At 69.4% G+C, this 24,373-nt stretch carries 25 protein-coding genes; 14 read left to right on the plus strand and 11 right to left on the minus strand.

Annotation, left to right across the window (positions count from 1 at the left end; translation table 11 throughout):
- Positions 1-35: 35 nt before the first annotated feature.
- A complete protein-coding gene (locus OG584_RS12515) occupies positions 36-575 on the minus strand; it encodes a YbhB/YbcL family Raf kinase inhibitor-like protein (protein ID WP_389728600.1) in 540 nt (179 codons plus the stop codon).
- 162 nt (positions 576-737) lie between these two features.
- Here OG584_RS12515 and OG584_RS12520 point away from each other — a divergent pair, with 162 nt between their 5' ends.
- The 3 genes from OG584_RS12520 (at position 738) to OG584_RS12530 (ending at position 2,895) form a co-directional block, all read left to right on the plus strand.
- Positions 738-1,442, plus strand: a complete 705-nt coding sequence (locus tag OG584_RS12520; protein WP_405777927.1) for a GntR family transcriptional regulator — start codon at positions 738-740, stop codon at positions 1,440-1,442.
- A 58-nt stretch (positions 1,443-1,500) separates the two neighbouring features.
- Positions 1,501-2,364 (plus strand): SCO6745 family protein, encoded by an 864-nt coding sequence (locus OG584_RS12525; protein WP_405777928.1) that lies wholly within the window; start codon positions 1,501-1,503, stop codon positions 2,362-2,364.
- Between the two features lie 357 nt (positions 2,365-2,721).
- Entirely contained in the window at positions 2,722-2,895 is a 174-nt protein-coding gene (locus OG584_RS12530; RefSeq protein WP_405777929.1) for a hypothetical protein, read from the plus strand.
- Positions 2,896-3,334: 439 nt separating this feature from the next.
- On the opposite strand, the gene OG584_RS12535 is transcribed toward OG584_RS12530, so the two are convergent.
- Both OG584_RS12535 and OG584_RS12540 read right to left on the minus strand, forming a co-directional pair.
- Entirely contained in the window at positions 3,335-3,490 is a 156-nt protein-coding gene (locus OG584_RS12535; protein ID WP_405777930.1) for a hypothetical protein, read from the minus strand.
- A 247-nt stretch (positions 3,491-3,737) separates the two neighbouring features.
- Positions 3,738-5,225, minus strand: coding sequence for a hypothetical protein (locus tag OG584_RS12540; RefSeq protein ID WP_405777931.1), 1,488 nt, complete (start codon positions 5,223-5,225; stop codon positions 3,738-3,740).
- Positions 5,226-5,531: 306 nt separating this feature from the next.
- On the opposite strand from OG584_RS12540, the gene OG584_RS12545 reads away from it, so the two are divergent.
- The 3 genes from OG584_RS12545 (at position 5,532) to OG584_RS12555 (ending at position 8,819) form a co-directional block, all read left to right on the plus strand.
- Entirely contained in the window at positions 5,532-7,277 is a 1,746-nt protein-coding gene (locus OG584_RS12545) for a RecQ family ATP-dependent DNA helicase (protein WP_405777932.1), read from the plus strand.
- A gap of 212 nt (positions 7,278-7,489) precedes the next feature.
- Positions 7,490-7,669 (plus strand): hypothetical protein, encoded by a 180-nt coding sequence (locus OG584_RS12550; RefSeq protein ID WP_405777933.1) that lies wholly within the window; start codon positions 7,490-7,492, stop codon positions 7,667-7,669.
- A 136-nt stretch (positions 7,670-7,805) separates the two neighbouring features.
- Positions 7,806-8,819, plus strand: coding sequence for a YdcF family protein (locus OG584_RS12555; protein ID WP_405777934.1), 1,014 nt, complete (start codon positions 7,806-7,808; stop codon positions 8,817-8,819).
- A gap of 94 nt (positions 8,820-8,913) precedes the next feature.
- Here OG584_RS12555 and OG584_RS12560 read toward each other — a convergent pair whose 3' ends face one another.
- Complete coding sequence (locus OG584_RS12560; RefSeq protein WP_405777935.1) at positions 8,914-9,687, minus strand: polysaccharide deacetylase family protein; 774 nt, start codon at positions 9,685-9,687, stop codon at positions 8,914-8,916.
- Positions 9,688-9,942: 255 nt separating this feature from the next.
- Positions 9,943-12,027: an alkaline phosphatase family protein gene (locus tag OG584_RS12565; protein ID WP_405777936.1), complete on the minus strand. Its 2,085-nt coding sequence runs from the start codon at positions 12,025-12,027 to the stop codon at positions 9,943-9,945.
- Positions 12,028-12,480: 453 nt separating this feature from the next.
- Between OG584_RS12565 and OG584_RS12570 the strand changes: the two genes are divergently transcribed.
- Complete coding sequence (locus tag OG584_RS12570; RefSeq protein WP_405777937.1) at positions 12,481-12,765, plus strand: hypothetical protein; 285 nt, start codon at positions 12,481-12,483, stop codon at positions 12,763-12,765.
- A 97-nt stretch (positions 12,766-12,862) separates the two neighbouring features.
- Here the strand turns inward: OG584_RS12570 and OG584_RS12575 are convergent, their stop codons facing one another.
- From OG584_RS12575 to OG584_RS12585, 3 genes are all read right to left on the minus strand, one after another.
- On the minus strand, positions 12,863-13,546 hold the full coding sequence (locus OG584_RS12575) for an ABC transporter ATP-binding protein (RefSeq protein WP_405777938.1): 684 nt from the start codon (positions 13,544-13,546) through the stop codon (positions 12,863-12,865).
- A gap of 66 nt (positions 13,547-13,612) precedes the next feature.
- The gene (locus tag OG584_RS12580) at positions 13,613-15,082 is read right to left on the minus strand and encodes an ABC transporter permease (protein WP_405777939.1); all 1,470 of its coding nucleotides are present in this window, start codon (positions 15,080-15,082) and stop codon (positions 13,613-13,615) included.
- A 145-nt stretch (positions 15,083-15,227) separates the two neighbouring features.
- A complete protein-coding gene (locus OG584_RS12585) occupies positions 15,228-15,698 on the minus strand; it encodes a lamin tail domain-containing protein (RefSeq protein WP_405777940.1) in 471 nt (156 codons plus the stop codon).
- Positions 15,699-16,021: 323 nt separating this feature from the next.
- Here OG584_RS12585 and OG584_RS12590 point away from each other — a divergent pair, with 323 nt between their 5' ends.
- Complete coding sequence (locus OG584_RS12590; RefSeq protein WP_405777941.1) at positions 16,022-16,714, plus strand: TNT domain-containing protein; 693 nt, start codon at positions 16,022-16,024, stop codon at positions 16,712-16,714.
- Between the two features lie 7 nt (positions 16,715-16,721).
- On the plus strand, positions 16,722-16,958 hold the full coding sequence (locus tag OG584_RS12595) for a hypothetical protein (RefSeq protein WP_405777942.1): 237 nt from the start codon (positions 16,722-16,724) through the stop codon (positions 16,956-16,958).
- An 18-nt stretch (positions 16,959-16,976) separates the two neighbouring features.
- Here the strand turns inward: OG584_RS12595 and OG584_RS12600 are convergent, their stop codons facing one another.
- The 3 genes from OG584_RS12600 to OG584_RS12610 all read right to left on the minus strand — a co-directional run bounded on the left by OG584_RS12600 (position 16,977) and on the right by OG584_RS12610 (position 19,923).
- Complete coding sequence (locus tag OG584_RS12600; RefSeq protein WP_405777943.1) at positions 16,977-17,231, minus strand: hypothetical protein; 255 nt, start codon at positions 17,229-17,231, stop codon at positions 16,977-16,979.
- A 153-nt stretch (positions 17,232-17,384) separates the two neighbouring features.
- Positions 17,385-18,041, minus strand: a complete 657-nt coding sequence (locus OG584_RS12605; protein ID WP_405777944.1) for a hypothetical protein — start codon at positions 18,039-18,041, stop codon at positions 17,385-17,387.
- 265 nt (positions 18,042-18,306) lie between these two features.
- Positions 18,307-19,923 (minus strand): beta-N-acetylhexosaminidase, encoded by a 1,617-nt coding sequence (locus tag OG584_RS12610; RefSeq protein ID WP_405777945.1) that lies wholly within the window; start codon positions 19,921-19,923, stop codon positions 18,307-18,309.
- A 220-nt stretch (positions 19,924-20,143) separates the two neighbouring features.
- On the opposite strand from OG584_RS12610, the gene OG584_RS12615 reads away from it, so the two are divergent.
- The 5 genes from OG584_RS12615 to OG584_RS12635 all read left to right on the plus strand — a co-directional run bounded on the left by OG584_RS12615 (position 20,144) and on the right by OG584_RS12635 (position 24,306).
- Positions 20,144-20,710, plus strand: coding sequence for a 2-oxo-4-hydroxy-4-carboxy-5-ureidoimidazoline decarboxylase (locus tag OG584_RS12615; protein ID WP_405784019.1), 567 nt, complete (start codon positions 20,144-20,146; stop codon positions 20,708-20,710).
- Between the two features lie 168 nt (positions 20,711-20,878).
- Positions 20,879-21,259 carry a succinate dehydrogenase, cytochrome b556 subunit gene (gene sdhC, locus OG584_RS12620; protein WP_164258559.1) on the plus strand — a complete coding sequence of 127 codons (381 nt, stop codon included), beginning with the start codon at positions 20,879-20,881 and terminating at the stop codon, positions 21,257-21,259.
- Between the two features lie 7 nt (positions 21,260-21,266).
- A complete protein-coding gene (locus tag OG584_RS12625; protein WP_405777946.1) occupies positions 21,267-21,743 on the plus strand; it encodes a succinate dehydrogenase hydrophobic membrane anchor subunit in 477 nt (158 codons plus the stop codon).
- Between the two features lie 26 nt (positions 21,744-21,769).
- Positions 21,770-23,524: a succinate dehydrogenase flavoprotein subunit gene (gene sdhA / locus OG584_RS12630; RefSeq protein ID WP_405777947.1), complete on the plus strand. Its 1,755-nt coding sequence runs from the start codon at positions 21,770-21,772 to the stop codon at positions 23,522-23,524.
- On the plus strand, positions 23,524-24,306 hold the full coding sequence (locus tag OG584_RS12635) for a succinate dehydrogenase iron-sulfur subunit (RefSeq protein WP_405777948.1): 783 nt from the start codon (positions 23,524-23,526) through the stop codon (positions 24,304-24,306). The genes sdhA and OG584_RS12635 overlap by 1 nt, the downstream gene beginning before the upstream one ends.
- The last annotated feature ends 67 nt before the right edge of the window (positions 24,307-24,373 follow it).

Genomic DNA, 24,373 nt, shown 5'->3' on the forward strand with positions numbered 1-24,373 from the left:
TCGGTTGCGCCTGGCGCGGGCCTTATGACTGTTCTTCAGGCGGGAGTCTCGGCGGTGGCGGTCAGGATCGCGCGGCCGAGGATATGGGCGGCCATGGTGAAGCCGAGGGCGGCCGGGGTGGCGTCGGCGGGGACGTTGATGGTGTCGACGTCGAGGGCGTGCACCACGGTGAAGTAGCGGTGCGGGCCGTGTCCGGCCGGCGGGGCGGCGCCGATGAAGCGGGCCGCACGGGCGTCGTTGGGCAGTTGGAACGCGCCTTCAGGCAGGCCCGATCCGGTGTCGTCGCCGGCACCTTCGGGCAGCTCGGTGACGGTGGCGGGGATGTCGGCGACCGCCCAGTGCCAGAACCCGGACCCGGTGGGGGCGTCGGGGTCGTAGACCGTGACGGCGTAGCTCCTGGTGCCTTCCGGGGCCCCGCTCCAGGCCAGCTGCGGGGAGACGTCCTTCCCGCCGGGAACGCCGGAGAGGCCGGAGTACTGCTCGATCGACCAGGGCTTGCCGTCGGTGACGGTGGCGCTGACAACGGTGAAAGAGGCCGTCTCGGGGAGACGGGCGAAGGGGTCGTTGACGCTCATGGTTTCGTGCCTCTCAGGTGTGCTGTGGGGTGGTGGTGCTGCGGCGGCGGAGGTCCCGCCGCGGCGGCGCCAGGAGGCGGAATGTCACGCGCTCCCACTCACCAACGAGATCGACCATAACACTGATAATCGATTATCTCTTAGATCGTCTATTGTGTAGGCATGACCCAGACGACTGACACCTCACCTTCGGCGGGGAAGCAGATGCTCTCCGAGCAGGTCTACACACACCTGCGGGACGCGATCATGCGCGGGGACCACGCCCCCGGTGATCCCCTCAAACCCCAGGACCTCGCGAAAGAGCAGGGCGTGAGCCTGGCCGTCGTGCGTGAGGCGCTCGTGCGGGTGGTCGGCGAGGGTCTCGCGGACCGGCTGCCCAACCGCGGCTTCGCCGTCCCGGCCTACTCCGACCGCCGCTGGCAGGAGATCGCGGAGGCCCGTCGGACGATCGAACCGGTCATGCTGCGCATGTCCGTCGAGCGCGGCGATGTGGACTGGGAATCCCGCGTACGAGCCTCCCACCACCGTCTGACCCGCACCCCGGCGTTCGTACCGGAGGAGGGCGAGCACTACAGCAGCACATGGGCCGAAGCCCACCGCCTCTTCCACCGCACCCTGCTGGAGGGGTGCGGCAACACCGTCCTGCTGGAGACCTTCGACCGGCTGTGGACCGCGAGCGAACTGGCCCGCCGCTGGTCGGCGCACCGCAACCCCGACCGGGACGGCGCCCTGGAACATCGCCGGCTGGAGGAGGCCGCGCTCGCCCGCGACGCCGACACCGCAGCCGAGGTCCTGACCCAGCACCTCACCCAGACCGCGACCGGACTGACCGACTGCCCCCACCACGAACCCACGAACGAAGCCTGACGTGCCCTGCCTGCCTGGCCGCACGACCACACCAGATCACCGAGACCGGAGCCACAGCATGACCACCTCCGAAGCGAGCACAGGCCGCCACTGCCACAACGCCGTCGGCCCCCTGCACTCATCCGTGTACTTCGCACCGGAGCCGGAGGAGGAACTCGCAGCGCTTGGACTGGAGCGTGGAGCCATGGCCTACCTCGCGAGCCGCGCGGCACCGCTCGGAGCCGTCGACGCGGGCACCGTCACAGCGACGTTCTACAACTTCAACCACCAGCACGTGCAGCGGCACATCCCCGCCGCATGGACCGTCACCACACCGGAGGCGGTGCTCACAGCACGGCTGCGCGGCGCGGACCGAACACTGCAGCGACTCCTCGGGACCGAGGTCATCACGTCCACGCAGATGACCGAGGCGGCCGAACTGGCGCTGCACGCCGCCGAAGCCTGCCGCCGGGAGGCACGGCCGCTGTACGCCGCCAACGCAGACCTCCCCGTACCCGAAGAACCGCACCTGGCCCTGTGGCACGCCGCGACACTGCTGCGCGAACACCGGGGTGACGGTCACCTCGCCGCCCTGGCGATCGCAGGTCTGTCCGGCATCGAGGCGTTGGTCCTGCACAACGCCACCGGCAGGGCACCGACATCGGCCCTGTTCATGCGGACCCGCGGGTGGTCCGCGCAGCAGTGGGACACCGCCCGGGGCCAGTTGCGCGAGCGCGGCCTGCTGGACGAGGCGGGCGACCTCACGCAGGCAGGCACGTCCCTGCGCGGCGAGACCGAGGTGCTCACCGACCGCCTCGATGCCGCCCCGTACGACCATCTCGGCCCGGCAGCCACCGCACGCCTCACCGAACTGGCCGACGGCTTCTCCAAGACCCTCAGGGCGGCGGGCGCCTTCCCCGCGGTGCACTTCGGCAAGGGCTGAGGGCTGAGAGTCGGGGCCGGGAGCCCGACACCCTCTTAAGGGCCATGACGCGGCTACGCCGGCCCTCGGTGACGAGGGGTCTTGTCGTGTGGCCGAGGGCCGGGCGACGTCGGTGGTGCCGGTGGCCCGGATGTCGGGGCTCGCCCGGAGGTCAGCTGTGTTAACGATCTTCCGGTCGGGCGGTGCGCTCGCTTCGTACCAGGCCCCGGTGCCTGGACATGGAGGACGGGCTCTTCGTCCGGCGCGGGCCGCTGGCTGAAGGGGGCTGACTCAAGGGGCGTCGCGTCTCCGGCCGGGCCGCTGATCGGCGGCCTCGTCCTCAGCGCCGACCTTTTCGGCCTCGGCCGGCGGCCGGTGATGCTCCTCACCGTGCCGGTGGCGCTCGCCTCGCCGGCAGGAGCGACCGCGCTGCCCCGCGCCCGCGGGGCGGACGGACTCCGCGTCGACAAGGTGGGTGCGCTGCTGGTCACCGTGGGAGCCGCCGCGCTGGTCCTGCCCCTGGCCCTGGGGCGGGAAGCAGGCTGGCCCTGATCGGGCCAGGAGTGGCAGCCCCGGTCGTTGTTCTTGTCCTGGCCGCCCCGGCCCGGCAATGCGTCACAGCGCGAATTCCAGCGTGCCGAGGTCCCCCGCGGGCAGGAGCGTTCGCGGATGACTGCTGCAACCCGGGACAGACCCGACCTGCCGGGAGACGGGGTCCCACGCGTCCGGTCGGCGGATCAGGCACCGCCGAGGCAACCGCGGATCCCGCTTTCCGTACAGGCCTCAACTCTGGCGCCGGGAAGGAGCGGCGGGTTGCCCGGACAGATGGGGGAACTGCGAACCTCCGCCCAACTGACCTAACTTAGCTGGGCAGTTGGACGTTGCGACGGCGGGACAGGCACGGACCACCTCGTGATCATTATGGTGTCCGAAGCTCGATGATCACGAGGTGGCCCATGCCTGCCGCTGTCTCTTGTCCCATTCCGGCGACCTAGAAGTAGTGCCTGCGTCCGCCGATCTTGCGTCCGGTCGCGCCGAGGATCCAGAGGAGCGCGCCGACCACAACGAGCACGCCGCCGACCGTTGTCAGGAGCGGAACTCCGACCAGCAGGCCGATGAGGAGCAGAATGACGCCAAGGATGATCATTACGATTCCGATCTTCTCTTCGGTGCGTTCGGGCCGCCGCCTTCGGCCGCCCTCTGCACCTTCTTCCCGTCCACTGCGTAGCCAGGGTCGGGCGAAATCCCGGCCGACCGCGCTTTCGGCGGCTGCTGGATCTCTGTCGTGCTACCGCCATGTGCCCAGCGTTGCGCTGCCCATGCGCGCCAGTTCCCGATCACACCCGAACCTGCCCCAGGGATGCGGTGCGGAGAAGTCCGGCGGCCGCATTCCCTCATCGCCTCCGGGCCGCCAGCCACAGCAGACGCCCCATGAGGGGGTCGAACATCAGATGATGGCCTCCCATGGGAATCCGGTCGGACCGGATCGCGGTGGAAACATCGACATTCACGTGCGAGGCGGGAAGTTCGCTCTGTGCGGTCACGTCCTGAAGATCGACCGGGGAAACAAGTCCGCCGACACCCTGAGCGCCGTCAAAGCCGAGCGCCCCCCATTTTCGAGCGGTGGAGGAGAGGTGCGCCGAGTCACCGATCATCTGGGTCGACAACGGGTACATGACGCCCAAATGACTGTCGAGATGAGAGAAGGTACACACGACCGGGCCTTTGACCATGCGCTGCAGTCCCCACAGCGCCCCATGACCGGCTACCTGCTGGGGAAGACTGTCGGCAAAGGCAAAGTGCGACATCTCCCCCTGAAGAAGCGTGAGAGAGTCCAACAGGACCGGCTCCGCCTCGCTTTCCTCCAGGCCCCCGAGTGCGAATCCGGCAAGCCGTCCACCGAGCCCGTGTCCGACCAGGTGCAGGCGCACGCCGGAATTCCGGGCGAAGAACGGCAGGCAGAGCCCGAGCCCCTGACGCCCGACAAGCCCTGCCCTGCGACGCAGCGCGAACCGCACCACCTGACGGAACAGTTCGAAGGCACCGTCCCACAGCTCGGCGTAGTCCGTATCGCGCCGGTCTGTTCCCACACCGGCGTGAACTCCGTCAACGGTGCCGACCCTTTTCACTCGATCACTGACCGGGTGAACCGGCCGCGGCCCGGCCGAGTGCGTCTCGCCCAGCGTCCCCTCCTCGGACACCTCGGCAGCTCCGGGCCCGGACCGGTGCTGCCGCGCGGCCTGCCCGCCGTCCGCCTTCAGAGCTCTGCGCATGTCGCTGAGCGCCCCCGCGAACTCACGGCACATCGTCCGGGTTTCCTCGAACAGCATCATCGGATCGTCCTGCGGGAGCACCTCGTCCCCCATATCCGTCGCGTACGCCGACAACGGGTCTTCCGAAGGGATCTCGGCGAAGCGCCGCAGCAGAGAACCGAGCGAGTCGAATGCCATCTCGACCGTGGGGCGGTCATGCAGGATCTTCAGGATCTCCGAGACCGTCCCGCTCCGATCCGGGAAAACCCTGGAAAGATCACTGCTCAGCATTCTCATGCCGTCGGAACGGCTCTCCTCCGGCGCAGAGCCCTCCGGACCCGCCCGAGCAGGCCCCTCATCCCTGAAGCACATCGAAGGCCAATGCGCTGAGACCACCCCGGCCCGCTCCCCGCCCCGAGGCGCAGCGCGGTTCAGCATGCCGATGAACGATTCATCCACCGCGTCCGACATTCCGCGATCATTGTGCGCTCCGTGTACCAGCACAAACAGGTCGCGTACGCCTGCTTCACGCACGGCGTCACACACGCTTTGTGCGGCATCACGCTGGAACTCACCGCGGTGCCCGAACCGAAGAGCACCAAAGTCGCACAATTCGCCGTCAGGAGACATGCCTACCTCCGAATAACGCGCCGGGATGATGCATACGAGGCACTACTTCTGCCCTGTCCCGTCTGCGCCACTCGGCACAGAGAAGCGATGTACGCATTCTTTGCACCGCCCGCCCCCGGACGCCCGAGCCCCGTTTCGCTGTGGTGCGGATCCGGCGCACCACGGGGGAAGAGCGTGAAGCCGCAGACGGCTGCTTCCGAGCAGACGTCGCCGCACCCATGGGCGAGCCGTTCGCGCCATGGTCTGTCGCTCAGGGGGTAGAGGCGAGGCGAATCACCCGCGCACGACACTGCTTTCAGGAGCGCCATGCCCTTCAGAACCGTCGCCCTCAGGCGGCGCCTCGGCCGCAGCGCCCGCGACGTCTTCGGCTGGAAGCAGCTGCGCCCGGCGCAGCTCGACGCGATGACCGCTGTGATGCAGGGCCGGGACACCATCGTCGTGATGCCCACCGGGGCCGGTAAGTCGGCCGTTTACCAGGTCCCGGGCGTCCTCCTGGAGGGGCCCACTGTTGTGGTCTCCCCGCTGATCGCACTCCAGCGTGACCAGGTCGCCGCTCTGACCGGAGCCAAGGGAAGCCCGGACGCGGGAGCGGTCAACTCCGCTCAGGGCACGCGCGCGAACGAAGCCGCCTGGGAACGGGTCCGCGATGGCGCCCTGGACTTCCTCTTCGTCTCACCCGAGCAGCTGGCCAAGGACGATGTCGTCGCCGAGATAGCCGCCGCTCGTCCTGCGCTGATGGTCGTCGACGAGGCCCACTGCGTCTCCACCTGGGGATACGACTTCCGTCCCGACTATCTCTCGCTGCGTCACGTACGCGAGCGGATCGGCCGGCCACCGCTGCTTGCCCTGACGGCGAGCGCCGCGGCGCCGGTGCGTGCCGACATCGTCGAACGCCTGGGCATGAACGACGTCCACGAGGTCGTCGCGGGTTTCGACCGGCCCAATATCCACCTGGAGGTGACGCCCCACCAGGACGACGCGGGCAAGCGCCGCTGGGTACTCGAACGCGCCGCCGCCGAGGCCAAGCCCGGCATCGTCTACACCGGCACGCGCCGGGAGGCCGAGGAGTACGCGGGCGAACTGGCGGCGCTCGGGTTCGACAGCGCTGCTTACCACGCCGGAATGACGGCCGCGGAACGCACCAGCACGCACGATCACTTCCGTGAAGGCTCCCTCGACGTCGTCGTCGCCACCTCCGCCTTCGGCATGGGAATCGACAAGGCGAACATTCGCTTCGTGCTGCACGCCTCCGTCCCCGGCTCGCTGGACGCCTACTACCAGGAGATCGGCCGCGCGGGCCGCGACGAGGAGCCGGCCAGGGCGATTCTCGCCTACCGTCCCGAAGACCTGTCGGCGCAGCGCTACCGGACCGGCGGCCGGCCCGACGCCGACACGCTCACACACCTCATGGACGTGGTGCGAGCTCATCCGGGCGGCGTCAGCGTCACGGCCCTGCGGGAGAAGACGGACCTGTCGCAGACGGCGCTGGGCTCGCTCGTGCATCTGCTGGAGGAGGCCGGGGGGCTGCGTACCGGTGCGAAGGACGGCATCCATGTTGTCCCCGGCGCACGGCGCGACACCTGCGCCAAGGAGGCGCTGCGCCTGGCCGCCGCCCGCGTACGGCTGGAGCGTTCGCGCCTGGAGATGATGCGGGCGTACGCGGAGACCACCGGCTGCCGGCGGAGCCATCTGCTCGGCTACTTCGGCGAGCACCTGGGCAAGGAGCAGCGCTGCACGGGCTGCGACACCTGTGACCGGGCCGGCCAGGACCCGGAGAGCGGTACACGGCACACCGGTGTCCTGGCCGGCACCGAAGCGCCCGTCACGCAGCACACCGAGCCCGCGGACGACGACTTCCTTCCCGGCACCCAGGTGCACCACAGCATCTGGGGTGCGGGCGAGATCATGAGCCAGGAAGGAGAACGCGTCACGGCCCTGTTCAGCGACGCCGGCTACAGAACCCTCTCGATGGCGGCGATTCACGAACACGGTCTGCTGACACCGGCGCGGTCACGGACGGCGGCGAGCACTCCGCCACCCACCGGAGCGTGAGCACACACCGGCCGAGATGCCCCACCATGCGGCTCGCGCGGCCCTCTCCGTCGCGTTCGGTGCCGGCCACGACGCGGGGACAGCCCGATCGAGCGGAACCCGGCGGCATATCGGTGACCGGACTTCGCTCCGGTCGCAGGGTGTTCGCTTCGTGATGCGGGGAATGCGATGGTCAGTTCCCAACCGGATGGTGTGAGTGCGGGAGGCCTGTCATGAGTGGTGAAGTCCTTCGGTCGTTCCCAGCGGGGGCCCCGCGTGGCGCATGGACCGCGGAGGCCTATGCGGCCGAGCGGCGTGGTGAGGGGATCCCCGCCGAAGTGGTCATGGATCTGGAATCCGACTCGTTCCTCGTCGTCCTGCCCGAGCGGTCCCCGGCCGCCGCGGGCGCCTGAGGGGACTCCGGATCCCGGCGCTGCCGGGCCCGCAACAGGCCACCCGCTGCCTCCCCCGAGGCCCTCGCCACCGCGGCGTGCGAGTGGCTTCCAGCCCCGCGGCTGCCGGTCCCTCACGCCGCATACCCTGTGGGACATGCTGATCTACGCCCCGGCGGCACTGCTCCTCCTCGTGTTCTGCGCCCGGGTGCTGGGGGACCGCCGCCGGATCGGCAACGCCGTTCTGCTCGGGCTTGTGCTCGTCCTCGCCCTTGCGGCGTGGCTGGTCGGGCTTTCCCGGGACCATCCCGCCCTCGCGAGGAATGCCGCAGCGGTGCTGGCGGCCCTGCTGGCAATGGGCATAGTCACGCTCGCCTGCTGTCTGCTCGCCAACGGCGTGGTCATGGTGCGCAGGGAGGGGTCGAGCCCGGGAAATCTGCTGTCCCTGCTCTCCGGGACAGCGTTGCTGTGCGTGCTGGCCCTCCTGGTCACAGCGGCGATCACGCGGCAGCACACACTGCTGGTCGTGGCGGCGACCGCTGCCGCCCTGTCCAGCTACATCGGCTTCCTGTTCCTCTGCTATCTCGGGTATGCGTTTGTCTACGGACGCCTGTACATCCCCCGCAAGGCCGACTATGTGGTGGTTCTCGGGTCGGGCCTGACCGGCGGAGCAACTCCGCCGCCCTTGCTGACGAACCGGCTCGACCGGGGCCGCAAGGTCTACGAGCGGATCGCGGCACGGGGCCGGCGGCCCGTACTTCTCGTCTCCGGTGGGCAGGGGCCCGACGAGAAGGTACCCGAGGCGCACGCCATGGCCGACTACCTCGTCGAGCGGGGATTCCCAGCCGCCGCGATCGAGCGTGAGGACCGGTCGACGAGCACCGACGAGAATCTCCGCTTCAGCGCGACGATCATGGAGAAGGCGCATCCGCACTACCGATGCGTGATCGTCACCAGCAACTACCATGCGTTCCGCGCTGCCGTGTCCGCCCGCCGGGCAGGGGTACGAGGTCACGTCGTGGGCGCACCGACGGCCGCCTACTTCTGGCCCAGTGCGACGATCCGTGAGTTCGTCGCGCTGTTCGTCCTCTACCGGCGGACGAACCTCGCCGTGTGCCTCATCCTCCTGCTCGGCGGTTTCCTCCTGTGGTGGCTCAGGCCGCTTTCATGACCTCCCGCCGACGCCGCCTTCCCCAGCGTGTTCCTCACCGCAGAGCCGCATGACCCGGGCCGGGGCCCGAAGCAGGGACCGGCCAGGGGCGGGCTCAGCGCACCGGGAAACCGAAGGAGCGGCCCTGCTCCTTGAGGCGGGGGAGGATCCGGCGCAGGGCGTCGACGGTCTGGGTACGGTCGCCGCCCGCGTCGTGGAAGAGAAGCGTCGGACCGTTGGGCAGCTCCTTCTCGACGGTGGCGACGATGGCGTCCGTGCCCGGACGCTCGAAGTCCTTGCTGTCCACGTTCCAGCCCAGCGGACGCATCCCCCGGGAAGCGGCGAGCTTGCGGCTGTACGGGGTGAAGGCCCCGCCGGGCGCCCGGTAGTACATCGGCCGTACGCCGCCGGACGCCTTGGTGATCATGCGCTCGGCGTCGAGTATCTGGTGCGACTGGTAGGTCCGGGAGGCCTTGTCCATGCCGGTGTTGTGCGACACCGTGTGGTCGCACAGCCGGTGCCCGGCCGCGACCACCTTCTTCACGAGGTCGGGGTGAGCCTGCGCCTGCGTCCCCACCATGCAGAACGTGGCCTTCACCCCGTACTCCCGCAGCAGGTCGAGCACTTGAGGGGTCCATACCGGGTCGGGGCCGTCATCGACGGTGATGTTGACGCCACGCGCCCCCGCGTCCGAAGCGTGCGCGATGGTGACTGCGACCGGCTTGACGCCACTGCCCGGTGTGGCCGGCGCGGTCGCCCTTGGTGACGGTCCCACCGCGGAACCGGCCTGCGCGGTCCACACCGAGGCACCGGCGGCGAGCATCGTCACCCCGAGCCCCGCCCCGAGCACCTTGCCGTACCAGCCCCGCCCGCCGCCGTGCCGTGCCATGTCCGCCCCATATCTCGCAGTCGCCGATCCCGGTCACCCTTCGACCACTCAGCAGGACGAGAGACGTGGGCCGAAGGATGCACCCGTTACCGACCACGGACAATTCCAGGGGAGTTCGCGGACAACTCTCCTTCGAGCAGCGGCCGCAACCGCGCCGGTCGGCCCGCTCCCGCTTCCCAGCAGCGGCGCGCACCCGCCGCGGTGATGTGCGGCGGGTGCGGTCGCATGCGGATGATCAGGATCTGCTGCGGCGGATCAGCCCTTTCCGGCAGTGGCGATCCGGCCGGCGTAGCGCTGCGTCCAAGTGGTGTCGGTGTCGGCGGTGACGACCACGTCGTAGCGGCCCTCCAGGGTCGGCCACATGACGGCCTTCGTCCTGCCGTGGGCCACGGTGACCTTCTGCGTACGGCCGAGGTAGTCGTGGGCGGTGAGCGTGTAGTTCACCGGCCTGGTGCCGTCGTTGTGCAACGTGAGTCTCACCTGAGCCTTGTGCCTGCCGCCCTCGCCCTTCAACAGCTCGACCTCCGCGCGCGGCAGGCCGCCGTCCCGGTGGCCGACGGGGGCCACCTGTCCGGCGAAGGAGCGCACGAAGCCGTCGTTGGAGTAGACCGAGAAGGCGTACTTGCCATCGGTGGCCTTGGTGTCCCAGGTGTAGTCGCGCGGCTTGCGCGCGGTGACGGTGTACGGCGTGTTGGAGAACGACCGGTACTTGTCGGGGAACACCTGGAAGCTCAGTGCCTTGCCGTCCGGGCCGCCGGTCAGGGTCATCCTCGCGGTGACCGTACCCGACGCGCGGTCCTCCGAGATCGTCGCGTGCGGATGGAAGCTGAGCGGGCGCGGCTTCATGTGGTCGGCTGCGATCGGCTGCGCGCGCTCGGCGCGCGGGTCGGGGAAGGCGGCCGGGCCCGGTTGGGGGTGGGAGAAGTCGAGCGCGCTGGTCAGATCGCCCGTGATCGAGCGCCGCCAGTCGCTGATGTTGGGGCAGCGGAACGGCTTGCCGAGGTGGCTCGCCCACGTCTCGAGGAACTTGATCGTCGAGGTCTGGTCGAATACTTCCGATGCCACGTAGCCGCCGCGGGTCCACGGCGAGACCAGCAGCATCGGCACCCGCGCCCCCATGCCGAGCGGATAGTCGCCGGCGTACTCGCGCGCCGTGCCCGGCTCGGGCCACGGCGGCAGCACGTGGTCGAACTTCCCGTCGTTCTCGTCGTAGTTGAGAATGAAGAGGGTGTGGTTCCAGATATCGGGGTTGCTCTGGAGACTGTCGAGCACCTTCTTGACGTAGCGCTCACCGTGCTGGGTGTCCGCGCTCGGGTGCTCGGACCAGCCGTACGGCGCCACGAGCCAGGAGACTTCCGGCAGCGGGTGTTCCGCGCCCGGCCGGCAGGCGTCATGGAAGTTCTTGAGTACCGCGTCGAGGTTCTCGTCGGAGTCGTCGTCCGGCGTGGTCGTGCCGGAGTAGTAGGTGGCGTTACCGCGCCAGATAAGGCCTGTGCCGGGCGTCAGCTTCGGGTCGTCGGCGCTCAGCCCCTCCGGATCGAAGCCCTTGAAGTACTTCAGCTCGTTGTCGCCGTAGTCACCGACCCAGGAGCTGATGTACCCCTGTCGCCCGTTGCCGCTGTTGTCGGAGTAGAGCCGCCAGTCGATGCCGGCCCGCTGGAGCTGTTCGGGCACCGTGATCCAGGGACGGGAGTAGTTGGACTCGTCGGTGTTGCCCGTCTCGGTGTTGGCGGTACCGCTCCACAGATACTTCCGGTTGGGGTCGGTCGGCCCGAATTCGGAGCAGAAGTTCTGGTCGGCGACGGTGTACTGGGCTGCGACAGAGTGGTAGAAGCCCATGTAGGCGTCGCTGTGGTAATTCATGCAGCTGGCGCCGCTGTGCTGCACCCAGAGATCCCATTTCCGGTGGTCGACGTCACCCCAGGCTCCGTGGTCGTTTCCCCAGGCCCCGTCATCGGCCTGCGGGGTGACGACGTTGCCGGCGCCGTCCTTCTGCTGGAAGACGGTGGTGCCGTCCTGGAACCGCAGCGCCTGCTTGTCGTTGAAGCCGCGTATGCCGGGGAACGTTCCGAAGTAGTGGTCGAGGGACCGGTTCTCCTGCATGAGGATCACCACGTGCTTCAGGTCGGAGATGTTGCCCTTGAAGCCCTTCGGCAGGACATGTCCCGGCTGGCTCGGAGCGGCGGAGGCTCCGCCCGCCCCGGATGTCGCGCCGAGCACTAGTGTCCCGGCGGCGACCCCGCTGCCCTGGAGGAACCGGCGGCGGGTGGCGCCGGTCGTCGCCCCGGGTTCGTCACCGGGCTCTGACTCGGACGCTGAAGTGATCGGATCGGGGGCCATGAAAGCTCCTCATGTGGGGCATGGGCAGTTGGACACGGGTGCTGCGGCCCGCTCATCGACCCGCTCATCGAAACGAGTGGACACCAACACGGTGTGAACGTCGGCCCAACGGTGATCGGCCGGATCGCATGCGAGGTGCTCAGCTTCTGTACGCGGTGATGGGCATCCGTGGTGTGCTTCCTTCACGGCAACCGTAAGTCCCCTCCTCCGTGGCGTTGTTGGGCAGGGTCGGCTGCCGGTGCGGGGAAGCCGGACGCCCGGCCACTCGGGCGGCGCGTCGGCGGGGCCGTCTTCCGCAAGGTGGGAGTCCCGGTGCGGGGTGCGGTTACGGGGCCGGTCGTGCCGCGCGGAGCAGGCGCACGGGCCGGACAGTGCGGAGCGGAACTCACCGTTGCGCCCAGCGATAGGCTCTCCGCAGAACTCCTTACGCTCAATTGCTGCCGCTAGGGGCCGATGAAGAAGACCGAGCAGCACCGCGCATATCTCGACGAGGTGTATGCGGACGTATCGGATGCGCTTCCCCAGGAGCTCACCGAGCACGGCGCCACGCTGAGGAAGTTCGCATTCTCCGAAAGCGAAGAAGGAATCTGGGCCGAGGCGATCATTGAATTGCCGGGAAGGAAGGAACCCTGGATCAGGCGACGCCTGATCATTCCTGCCGAAGGCCCGGACAAGGACGCGTGGTTCACCGCGATGCTCTTCTCGGCAGGAACCGCCGAAGATCTCGGCACCCGCTGAAACAGCGAGGGCGTGACGGGCCGGCTGCCGCGCAGTCCCCCGCACCGCGACCCGGTGCGGCCGCCCTCCGTACGGCCGCACCGGGAGAACTGCGGTACTACGCGGCTTGGTTCTCGGTGATGGTGACCCGGCCCTTGCGGATGGTCGCGAGCCGGGGAGCCCTGCGGGCGAGCGCCGTGTCGTGGGTGACCATGATGAAGGTCAGGCCGTGCTCCTTCCAGAGCACTTCGAGCACCTCCATGATCTCGTCCCGCATCCCCTCGTCGAGGTTGCCGGTCGGCTCGTCGGCGAGCAGCACCTTGGGGTTCTTGACCAGGGCGCGGGCGATGGCGACGCGCTGCTGCTGGCCGCCGGACATCTCGGACGGGAGGTGCGCGAAGCGCTCCGCGAGGCCGACGGACCCCAGGGCGTCGGCGGCGCGCCCGCGGCGTTCGGACGGCCTGAGGCCGAGCGGGACGAGCGCGGTCTCGACGTTCTCCTGGGCGGTGAGTGTCGGTATCAGGTTGAAGGACTGGAAGACGAAGCCGATGTTCTGTGCGCGCACCTTGGTGAGCTTGGCCTCGCTGAGCTTTCCCAGGTCGACACCGTCGAGTACGACGCTGCCCTCGGTGGGCCGGTCGAGTCCGCCGAGCATCTGGAGGAGGGTGGACTTGCCGCCGCCGGTGGGGCCCTGGATGACCAGGCGGCCACCGTCCTCGATGGTCAGGTCGACCCCGGCCAGGGCGTCAATGGTCTTCTTACCGCGCTGATAGCGCTTGCTGACTCCGCTGAGTTCGTACATGGGACGGGTCTCAACTCCTGCTGTACGGAAGGGTGAAGAAGGGGTGCGCCGCAGTGGCGGGGGGCGCTATTCGACGCGGCGCAGGGCGTCCGCGGGACGCAGCCGTGAGGCGCGCCAGCCACCGAAGCCACCCGCGATGAGTCCTCCGGCCACCGCGAGGGCCACCGCGACGCCGATGGTGGAGACCTGGACGGGTGCGGTGAGCGCGATGTCGATGGCCTTCGACGCGGCCTGCCTGCCCCCGCCGAAGCCGCCTCGCATACCGCCGCCGAAGCCGCCGCCACCCCCGCCGCCGCCGGACGCACCGACCGACGCCGACAGGGTGGGGCTGATGGCGGTCACCAGGTACGCGCCGCCCAGCCCGAGCGCGATCCCGATGACACCGCCGAGCAGCCCGTTGACGAGTGCCTCACCGACGACCTGGCCGGTGACACGGCCGCTCTTCCAGCCGAGCGCCTTCAGCGTGCCGAACTCCCGCACCCGGCGGCTGACGGCCGACGAGGTGAGCAGGCCTGCCACCAGGAAGGCGGCGATCAGGACCGCGATCGACAGCCACTTGCCGACGCTGGTGGCGAGGTCGGACGCGGTGGAGAGGGAGCCCGACACGGTGTCCGCGAGATCGGCGGATGTGGTGACCGTGGTGCCGGGAACGTTCTTCTGGATCGTCGACTTCACGCCGGAGATCTGCTGCGAGTCGGCGGCCTGGACGTACACCGTGGTGACCTTGTCCTTGGCCCCGGCGAGGGTCTGGGCCTGCTTCAGCGGCAGGTAGAGGTTGGCGGCGGCGTCCCCGCTGTCGGGGGTGGCGACACCCACGATCTTGTACGCGACCGACTTGACGGTCACGGTGGAACCGGTCCTGAGCTTCTTCTTCGCGGCGTACGAGGCGTCGGCCACGGCGACCTTCGCGTCGGTCTCCGCGCTGGTGAAGGTCCGTCCCGAGGTGATCTTCGAGGAGGTCAGCGGGCCGAGGCCGAGGTGGGCCACGTCCGTGCCGTACACGGTGTACGAGTCGACGTCGAAGTTGGCGCCGCCGCCCTGGACCTGACCCTGCGGGGCTCCGCCGCCCCTGCCCCCGCGGCCGGTGGAGCCGCTGCCTGGCCGCTGCTTGTACTCGCCGCGCTTGAACTGCCCGTCGACCTTCAGCACGTTGAGGCTGAGCCCGCCGACGGCGCCGGAGACACCGTGCTGCGCGCCGACCTTGCTCACGGTCGCCGACGTCAGGGTCTGGAAGCCCTGCACCGTCACCCGGTCACTGCTCTGCTTCGAGTCGTCGCCGCTGCCCTTGGCGCCGAACTGGAATTTGGGCCGCGCGTTGCCTCCGGCGGTCCCGGCCGGAGCCTCGGCCTTCGTGACCGTCATATCCGTACCGAGGCCGTACAGCGACTGCAGGACCTTGTCCTGTGCCCGGCCCATCCCCGCGGAGACCGAACTGACGACGATGACCAGCGCAATACCGAGGGCCAGCCCCGAGGCGACGACGAGCGCCGCCTTTCTGCGTCGGCGCAGCTCGCGCCGGAGGTAGGTGAAGAACATGCGGCGAAAGTAAGACCCGCACGTGATGGCTGGATAAGGCCGGCGTGAGAGACGGATGAGATGAACTCGCCCCGGCCCCACGGGCGTACACAGCAGTGCGCCGCGAGCGGGCCCACTCGCGGCGCACCTGATGTCACCTCAGCCGTCAGTGGTGACGGTGCCCCAGGCGCTCGGTGTCCACGACGTGGCCCCGCGCGTCGCGCAGGGTCGCCGTGTCGACGCGGTCCCAGATCGGCGAGCGGCGGTTCTGGTAGACGTCGTTCCAGGTGTCACGGCCGCGGCCGGTGTGGACCTTGACCGACTTGTGCGCGCCGAGACGCAGCGCGTGGAAGCGGTACGAGTGGTGCTGCGCGTCGGTCAGGGTCCAGCCCCGCAGCTCGACCGGCCTGCGGGAGTTGTTGGTGACCGTGATCCACTCGGCGTTCGCCCGGTCGCCGGGGCGGTGACCGCGGCCGTGGCTGTCGACGTGGTGGACGACGCCCACCGCCACGGCCGACCGCTGCGGACGCGGGGCGGGGTGGTGGCCGGTGGCCGCTGCCGGGAAGGCGGCGGCCATAAGGGCCCCGGACGCCAGTACGGCTGCGGCGAGACGGGAACCAGAAGACAAGGACGACATGGAACCCCCAGATCAGGGCATGCGCGCGCCGGTCGGCTCACGCATGGTGCAGATGAAATCCGGCTCTGTGCCGGACAACCACACTCTGGACCGAGCCCGTTCCGATGTCCGGAGAACCTTCGCGACTTTACCTAAAAGGGACAAAACACACACCGTCAGATCATCCGGCGCATACGCCCCCGCGTATCCACCCCACAGCGCGCTCCCCCACCTCCATTCATTCACCGCACCAACTCCCCCATCCGGGTCCGCGCTCGGTAATCGATCCACTACCGTGCGTAGTGCGGCCCGGCACGGGCCTTCAGGAGACATGGGGAGCTTGAGTGAACCGAATGCGCACCGTACTCGCCGCACTGACCGTCACCGCGGCGACCGCGGCGGCCCCAGCAGCCGCGAGCACCGCTCCGCAGCAGCACCCGGACAGGACGGCGGCACCCGGGCCGCAACCCGCCCCCTGCTCGGGAGAGTTCCGCAGTGACGCCCGGCTCGGCCCGCAGCTGCTCCCGTCGAGGCACGAGAAGCCGGTGGGACCGCTGCTCACGGGGTACCACCGGACCGGGAAGCTGTCGTCCGCCGACTTCCTGAAGAAGTACTGGGAGGGCCCCGCCGACTCGGGCAGCTGGAAGTACCCGCCGAACGACGGGTTCAAGGAGGTCAACGGGAAGGTGGACAAGGAGCCGGAGAAGCTGCGCACCGGCGAGCGCCTGGACCGCTTCGGCTCCGAGTACGGCTCCTATCTGGCCCCCGCGGGCGACTCGTACGCCAAGCGCGCGCTGCCGCCGCAGAGCCTCAACACCCGTGACGCCGCGACGCCCTGCGACTACCACGTCTACCGGGTGACCAAGCCGTTCTGGGTGTGGCAGGGCGGGATCGCCCCGTGGTTCGAGCAGCCCGGCAACGGCCGGCAGATCAAGCTCGACCCGGTGTTCCTGAACCCGGGCGAGGGCCAGCGGCTGAACGTGAAGTGGCTGCTCGACCACGACTACCTCGGCCACACGGCTGCGGCCGGCGAGTAGCGGCGCCATGGACCGCCACGAACTGCACGCCGCGCTGCGCGACGCGGGGGTGCCCGACGGCTACTACCGCATCGAGGGGGTCCATGAGCCGGTCCCCACGCCAACCGACTTCCTCTATCTCCAGCGGACCGGGGACGGCGGAGCGTGGGAGACCGGCGCGTACGAACGCGGCCTGTCCGAGGCGATCGGCCGGTACGACACCGAACCGGACGCCTGCGCACACCTGCTGCGGCTGCTCGTCTGACGGCCGCCGCCGGAGGGGCTACTGGTCGCCCACGTCCCGGCGGTTCGACAGGGCCGACTCCGCGAGGGAGGAGAGCCCCTCGACGTAGACGGTGCCGTCCGGGGCGGGTCTCACGACGAGCCAGCCACGCGTGCCGAGGCTGCGCACCTGCCCCCGCACCTCGTCGCCGAGCTCCGCCGCCAGGTCGTCCTCGCGGGGCGTGCTGCCTGCGTGCAGGTGCTCGCGGATACGGAGGAGCAGCGCCTCTTCCTCCGCGGTGATGTTGAAGTCCATCCCTGGACGCTACGGGGCGCCGGACGCCGACGCCTGCGGAGTGGCGAAGACCACCCAGGACCCGCACCCGGCCCGCACCCGGACAGCGGGAGCCCATGGCTCCTTCCCTGGGTGCCTCGGACCTTCTCCCGCGGAGTGACGCCGGCGCCGGGATCAGGTCGGCCCGCCCGGCGCGACAGCCGGCACCCGCGGGACGCCGGGCACCGTCGGCAGGGTGGGGAGACCCGGCAGGTTCGCGGCCGGGAGGCCGCCACCGAGCACGGTGGCGACGAGGACGTTCACCTGGGAGGTGACCACGGCCTGGACCGCCGCCGCGACCTCCGCCGAACTGCCGGTCGTGGACGCCTCGACGAGGGAGTCGACCTTGCCCTGAAGGTCGCCCGCCGCCTTGGCCTTGAGCGCGGCGCCGGGGTCGGGCGCCGAGGGAGCCCCGGAGACTCCGGTCACGCCGCCCGGGATGCCGGGAGCCGCCGGCGCCGCGAGGGCCCCTTCGGTGACCCTCGCCAGGGCCCCCTTGACCGGGTCGGCCAGCTTCGTGGCGTCCGCGGCCGGAAGCCTGCCCGCCGGGGCTCTCAGTACGGCGTCGAGCAGATCCGTCACGGGCGCCAGGACACCGCCGGCCTCTCCCAGCAGCTTCGACTGGCTCAGCAGCTTTCCGGCTCCCGGCACCGGGGCCGCCGGGGCGCTCACCGGGCGGGCCGCGCGGGGGCCACCGGCTGCCGCGTGGGCCGCCGGGCCCGCTATACCGAGGGCGAGGGCGCCGCAGACGGCGGACGAGACGAGAGAGCCGGCCTTCGGGGACATGCGCATGGAAGGCGTTTCCTTTCGGAAGTGCGGGAAGTGTTCACCGACACCGTGCAAACGGTTGAATACCCTGCGCAATCCACAGGTCACTCGGAGTAACCCGGGTTGGCCCGACACAGCCGCCCTGACCTGCGCGTCTCGTGTCCGCCCCGGGGCCGCGCCGATACATCCGTTAGGGGGACTCCGCCCGGCCGCCGCGGACCGGCCGTGCGCATGACCGCGGCCCCCGGGAACGGTTTCAGGTCCCGGGGGCCGCGGTCATGCGCGCCGGTCAGTGCACCGGTCGGTCCAGCTTCGCCGCCAGCGCGGAGAACTGGCCCCACGTCAGCTTCGGCTTGTCCGCGCTCCAGAGCTTCTGGGCCGTCGCGGCGAGCGGCATCCTGATCCCCGCCGCGACCTGCGCCGGGGTCTGGGCGTTCGGGAAGTCGCCCCAGACGGCGAAGCCGCCGCCCTCGATGAGGTGCGCGTACTTGGCGGGCACCGCCGCGGTGCCGCGCACCACCCGCGGGGTCCACTGCTCGTAGATGCGCTTGCCGGTCGGGTAGGTGAAGTCGTTGGGCTGCCCCAGCACGTAGTACAGGTACTCGTCGTTGAGGTTCACCATCCGGCGCCCCGCGCTCAGATACTCCGCGGGCGGCCGCACCCCGAACTCCTTGCCCGTCCAGTACTCGACCTGGAGCGAGGGGTCGGCCTTCACCACACCGCCGCGGAAGAACCCGTCGTTCCACGCCTGCGGCGTCCTTCCCGCCTTGCTGATGACCTTGGCACGGTCGTTCAGCCAGGCCACCGCCAGGTCCTGGACGGTGGCCTTCGAGCCGTACTTCTTCCGGGCCAGGGCGGCCAGCTGCGGGAAGGACGTCTCCGGACTCTTCACCGTCAGCGCCTGGTACTCGTCACCGCCGACGTTCCAGTACCGGCCGGGGAAGACCTTCATGTACTCCCGCAGCAGCGAGTCGACGATATGCGCCGCCTTCGGGTTCGACACGTCGACGGCGCCCTTGACGGGGGTCCCGTCCGCCGTCTTCAGCTGCAGGTCCGGGTGAGCCTTGATCACAGCGCCCAGGTGTCCTGGCGAGTCGATCTCCGGGACGACGCTGATGTGCAGACTCGACGCCAGCGAGACGATCCTGTGAACCTGGGCCGCGGTGAGATGGTCCGGTGAGACCACCTCGGGGTGCGACGTGGAAGCGATACGGAACCCCTGGTCGTCCGAGAAGTGCAGCCCCAGCTGGTTCAGCTTGAGGTCGGCCATCTCCCGTACGCGGTCCTCGATCCAGGCGGCGTCGAAGGGTTTGCGGGCGATGTCCAGGTTGAGCCGCCGCTGCGTGGTGGCGGGCTTGTCGTGGACGACCCCCTCGGGCACCTTCCCGTCGGCCTTCACGGACTGCTTGAGGGTCCGCGTGCCGTAGAAGACCCCGGCCTCGTCGGGCCCGGTGATCCGCACCCGGCTGTCGCGGGCGCTGAGGGTGTACGACTCGCGGGGCGCCTTCTTGTCCGGCTCGAGAGCGAGCTCGATGTCGCCCGCGCGGGCCGTGCCGCCGTACGCGTAACCGAGCTTCAGTTCGCGCGCGAGCAGCTTGCCCTCGTCGGTGAGGCCCTTGCATCCCTTGTCCACCAGGACCCGGGAGCCCTTGCCGGGACTCCAGCCGGGGCCTCGCGCCGGGCCGTGCTCGTTCACCGACGGGATGGCGCGCGGCGCCGCCGAGATCGGGTAGTTCTTCGCCGCCGAGGGATCGGACGAGGGAGCTGTCACCGCCGAGCCGCGGCCCGCCGGGCCGCTTCCGCCGTACGTGTCGTCGTCCGGCCAGACCGTGACGGCGAGCGCGACGGCGGCAGCCGTGACGGTCAGGCCCACGGCCACGGGAACCGGTGCGTTGAATTTCCTCATCAGTCCGAAACCTCCCATGCAGGGCTGAGCCAGGATGAAATGGCAGCCAATTCGTCCATCACGCGCCTTGAAACTCTCCCTTCCGGGTGAAAATCGCGCATCCGTCGGACACTCAACGCCCGACATCGATAGCGTTGCGGCTCATTCACCGCCGTCATCCGACCCTCCTGTCGTGTTCGAGGAGCCCACGCTGTCCAGCGAGTCCCACGCCGGCCCTCCGATGCGACCGCCGTCACTCCACCACAGAACCGACGGCCCGGCACGCCCAGCCATACCGGGACAGAACCGTGGGCCTTCCGGACTTCACCGGTTCAACGCCGCCCCCGCCGGCGCCGCGGAGAGCGCCCTGCTCGGCTGCTGCGCCAGCCCCCGGTGGGCCCAGCGGCTGGCCGCACACCGCCCGTACCCCGACCTGACCGCACTGCTGGCGGCCTGCGACGAGGCGAGCTACGACCTGTCTCCGGCCGAGCTCTCACAAGCCCTGGCGGGAGAACGGGCGTCCGGGCTGCTCCACAGCAGAGCCCCGCGGGCGGCGCACACCGCGTTGAGCGCGGCGCACGCCGCGTACGAGAGCCGCTTCGGTCACTCTTTCGTGATCTGCCTCGACGCCTTCCGCCCGTCCGAGCGCCTGGACGAGGTACTCACAGGCATCCGTTCCCGGCTCTCGCACGAGCCCGACGAGGAGCGTTCGGTCGCCGCGGACGAGCTGCGCCGACTCGCCCGGGGGAGAATCGCCCGGCTTGTGGCGGATCCGGGCCATGCCGGTAGCCCGTCCGTGGCTGTTTGATTGCCTGTTTGATCACACCGCAACCCCCCGGGCGAAGGAACCGACAAGTCGTCGCTACGATGGCCAGGGCCGGTGGACCGTACCCGGCCGGGCCAGACCGACACAGCTCCTCTCAGCGAGAGAAGCTGGCGGCATGACCCCCGTCCCCCGCTCCCGGAGGGTTTTTCCGTGCCGGCTGGAACGCTGTATCGCGGCCGGGAAGGTATGTGGTCCTGGGTGGCTCATCGAGTCACCGGCGTCCTCATCTTCTTCTTCCTGTTCGTACACGTCCTGGACACTGCTCTCGTCCGTATCTCCCCCGAGGACTACGACAAGGTCATCGCTACTTACAAGACGCCGATCGTGGGCGTCCTTGAGTACGGCCTTGTCGCAGCGATCCTCTTCCACGCTCTGAACGGCCTGCGCATCATCGCCGTGGACTTCTGGTCCAAGGGCCCGCGCCACCAGAAGCAGATGCTGTGGTCCGTCGTGGGCATCTGGGTCTTGCTGATGATCGGGGCCATCTACCCCGTGCTCGGCCACGCCGCACGCGAACTGTTCGGGAGCTGAGGACTGAATGTCTGCTGAGACCTCTGCCGCTGTCGGCCCCGTCGAGGGTGCTTCCCTCTTCGACGCCGACCACCCCGCGCCGCTCATCGAGGCCCCCCGCGCGCGCACCAAGAAGACGCCGAAGACCACTCGCGGCAACTTCGAGATGTACGCCTGGCTCTTCATGCGCCTCTCCGGGATCGTCCTGGTCGTCCTGGTCCTCGGTCACCTGCTGATCCAGCTGGTGCTCGACGGCGGTGTGACCAAGATCGGCTTCGCCTTCGTGGCGGGCCGCTGGGCCTCGCCGTTCTGGCAGGGCTGGGACCTTCTGATGCTGTGGCTGGCGATGCTTCACGGCGCCAACGGCCTCCGTACCGTCATCAATGACTACGCGGAGCGCGTCAACACGCGCCTGTGGCTCAAGGGCCTGCTGTACACCGCCACGGTGTTCACCATCCTGCTGGGCACGCTGGTGATCTTCACCTTCGACCCGAACATCTCCTAGAAGCCCGGGACCGAGGCGCTTTCATCATGAAGATCCATAAGTACGACACCGTCATCGTCGGCGCCGGCGGGGCCGGCATGCGCGCGGCCATCGAGTCGACGAAGCGCAGCCGCACCGCCGTGCTGACGAAGCTCTACCCGACCCGCTCCCACACCGGCGCCGCCCAGGGCGGCATGGCCGCGGCCCTCGCCAACGTCGAGGAGGACAACTGGGAGTGGCACACCTTCGACACGATCAAGGGCGGCGACTACCTGGTCGACCAGGACGCCGCCGAGATCCTGGCGAAGGAGGCCATCGACGCGGTCCTCGACCTGGAGAAGATGGGCCTGCCGTTCAACCGGACGCCCGCCGGGGAGATCGACCAGCGCCGCTTCGGCGGTCACTCGCGCAACCACGGTGAGGCCCCGGTCCGCCGCGCCTGCTACGCCGCGGACCGCACCGGCCACATGATCCTCCAGACCCTCTACCAGAACTGCGTCAAGGAGGGTGTGGAGTTCTTCAACGAGTTCTACGTCCTGGACCAGCTGCTGGTCGAGGTGGACGGCGTCAAGACCTCCGCGGGCGTCGTGGCCTACGAGCTGGCGACCGGCGAGATCCACGTCTTCCAGGCGAAGTCCGTGATCTACGCGTCCGGCGGCACCGGCAAGTTCTTCAAGGTCACGTCGAACGCGCACACCCTGACCGGTGACGGCCAGGCCGCCTGCTACCGCCGCGGTCTGCCCCTGGAGGACATGGAGTTCTTCCAGTTCCACCCGACGGGCATCTGGCGCATGGGCATCCTGCTGACGGAGGGCGCCCGCGGTGAGGGCGGCATCCTCCGCAACAAGGACGGCGAGCGCTTCATGGAGAAGTACGCGCCGGTCATGAAGGACCTCGCGTCCCGTGACGTCGTCTCCCGGTCCATCTACACGGAGATCCGGGAAGGCCGCGGCTGCGGCCCCGCCGGTGACCACGTGTACCTCGACCTGACGCACCTCCCGCCGGAGCAGCTGGACGCCAAGCTCCCGGACATCACGGAGTTCGCGCGGACCTACCTGGGCATCGAGCCGTACACCGACCCGATCCCGATCCAGCCCACCGCGCACTACGCCATGGGCGGCATCCCGACCAACGTCCAGGGTGAGGTCCTCGCGGACAACACCACGGTCGTGCCCGGCCTGTACGCGGCCGGCGAGGTCGCCTGCGTCTCGGTGCACGGCGCCAACCGCCTGGGCACCAACTCGCTGCTCGACATCAACGTCTTCGGGCGCAGGTCGGGCATCGCCGCCGCCGAGTACGCCGCGAAGCACGGCCACGCCGAGCTTCCGGAGAACCCGGCCGCGCAGGTCGAGGCCCAGGTCGAGCGGCTCCGCGACGCCACCGGCACCGAGCGCGTCTCCGTGCTGCGCCTGGAGCTCCAGGAGTGCATGGACGCCAACGTGATGGTGTTCCGCACCGAGCAGACGATCAAGACGGCCGTCGAGAAGATCGCCGAGCTGCGCGAGCGCTACCTGAACGTGTCGGTCCAGGACAAGGGCCGCCGCTTCAACACCGACCTGCTCGAAGCGATCGAGCTGGGCAACCTGCTGGACCTCGCCGAGGTCATGGCGACGTCGGCCCTGGCGCGCAAGGAGTCCCGCGGCGGTCACTACCGCGAGGACTTCCCGAACCGCGACGACGTCAACTTCATGCGCCACACCATGGCGTACCGCGAGGTGGGCGACGACGGCTCCGAGTCGATCCGGCTCGACTACAAGCCGGTCGTCCAGACCCGCTACCAGCCGATGGAGCGTAAGTACTAATGGCTACCCCCACCATCAACGACGCCGACAAGACCGGGGCCGGCAAGCCGGAGGCCGGCTTCGCCGACACCCCGTTCATCACGGCCACCTTCCGGATCCGCCGGTTCAACCCGGAGGTCTCGGACGAGTCGCAGTGGCAGGACTTCGAGGTCGAGATCGACCCGAAGGAGCGTGTGCTCGACGCCCTCCACAAGATCAAGTGGGAGCTGGACGGCACGCTGACCTTCCGCCGCTCCTGCGCGCACGGGGTCTGCGGTTCGGACGCGATGCGGATCAACGGCAAGAACAGGCTCGCCTGCAAGACGCTGATCAAGGACATCAACCCGTCGAAGCCGATCCAGATCGAGGCCATCAAGGGCCTCACGGTCCTCAAGGACCTCGTGGTCGACATGGACCCGTTCTTCCAGGCGTACCGCGACGTGATGCCCTTCCTCATCACCAGCGGCAACGAGCCGACGCGTGAGCGTCTGCAGTCCGCCGAGGACCGTGAGCGGTTCGACGACACCACGAAGTGCATCCTCTGCGCCGCGTGCACGTCGTCCTGCCCGGTGTTCTGGAACGACGGCCAGTACTTCGGCCCGGCTGCGATCGTCAACGCGCACCGCTTCATCTTCGACTCGCGTGACGAGGCCGGCGAGCAGCGCCTGGAGATCCTCAACGACAAGGACGGCGTGTGGCGTTGCCGCACGACGTTCAACTGCACGGACGCCTGCCCGCGCGGTATCGAGGTCACGAAGGCCATCCAGGAAGTCAAGCGCGCGCTCATCACCCGCCGCTTCTGACCCTCCAGGTCACCTCCACGAGGGCCCCGCCTCCCGGCTTCCGGGCGGCGGGGCCCTCGGGCTTTCC

The sequence above is a fragment of the Streptomyces sp. NBC_00859 genome (assembly GCF_045161865.1).
Classification (GTDB): Bacteria; Actinomycetota; Actinomycetes; order Streptomycetales; family Streptomycetaceae; genus Streptomyces.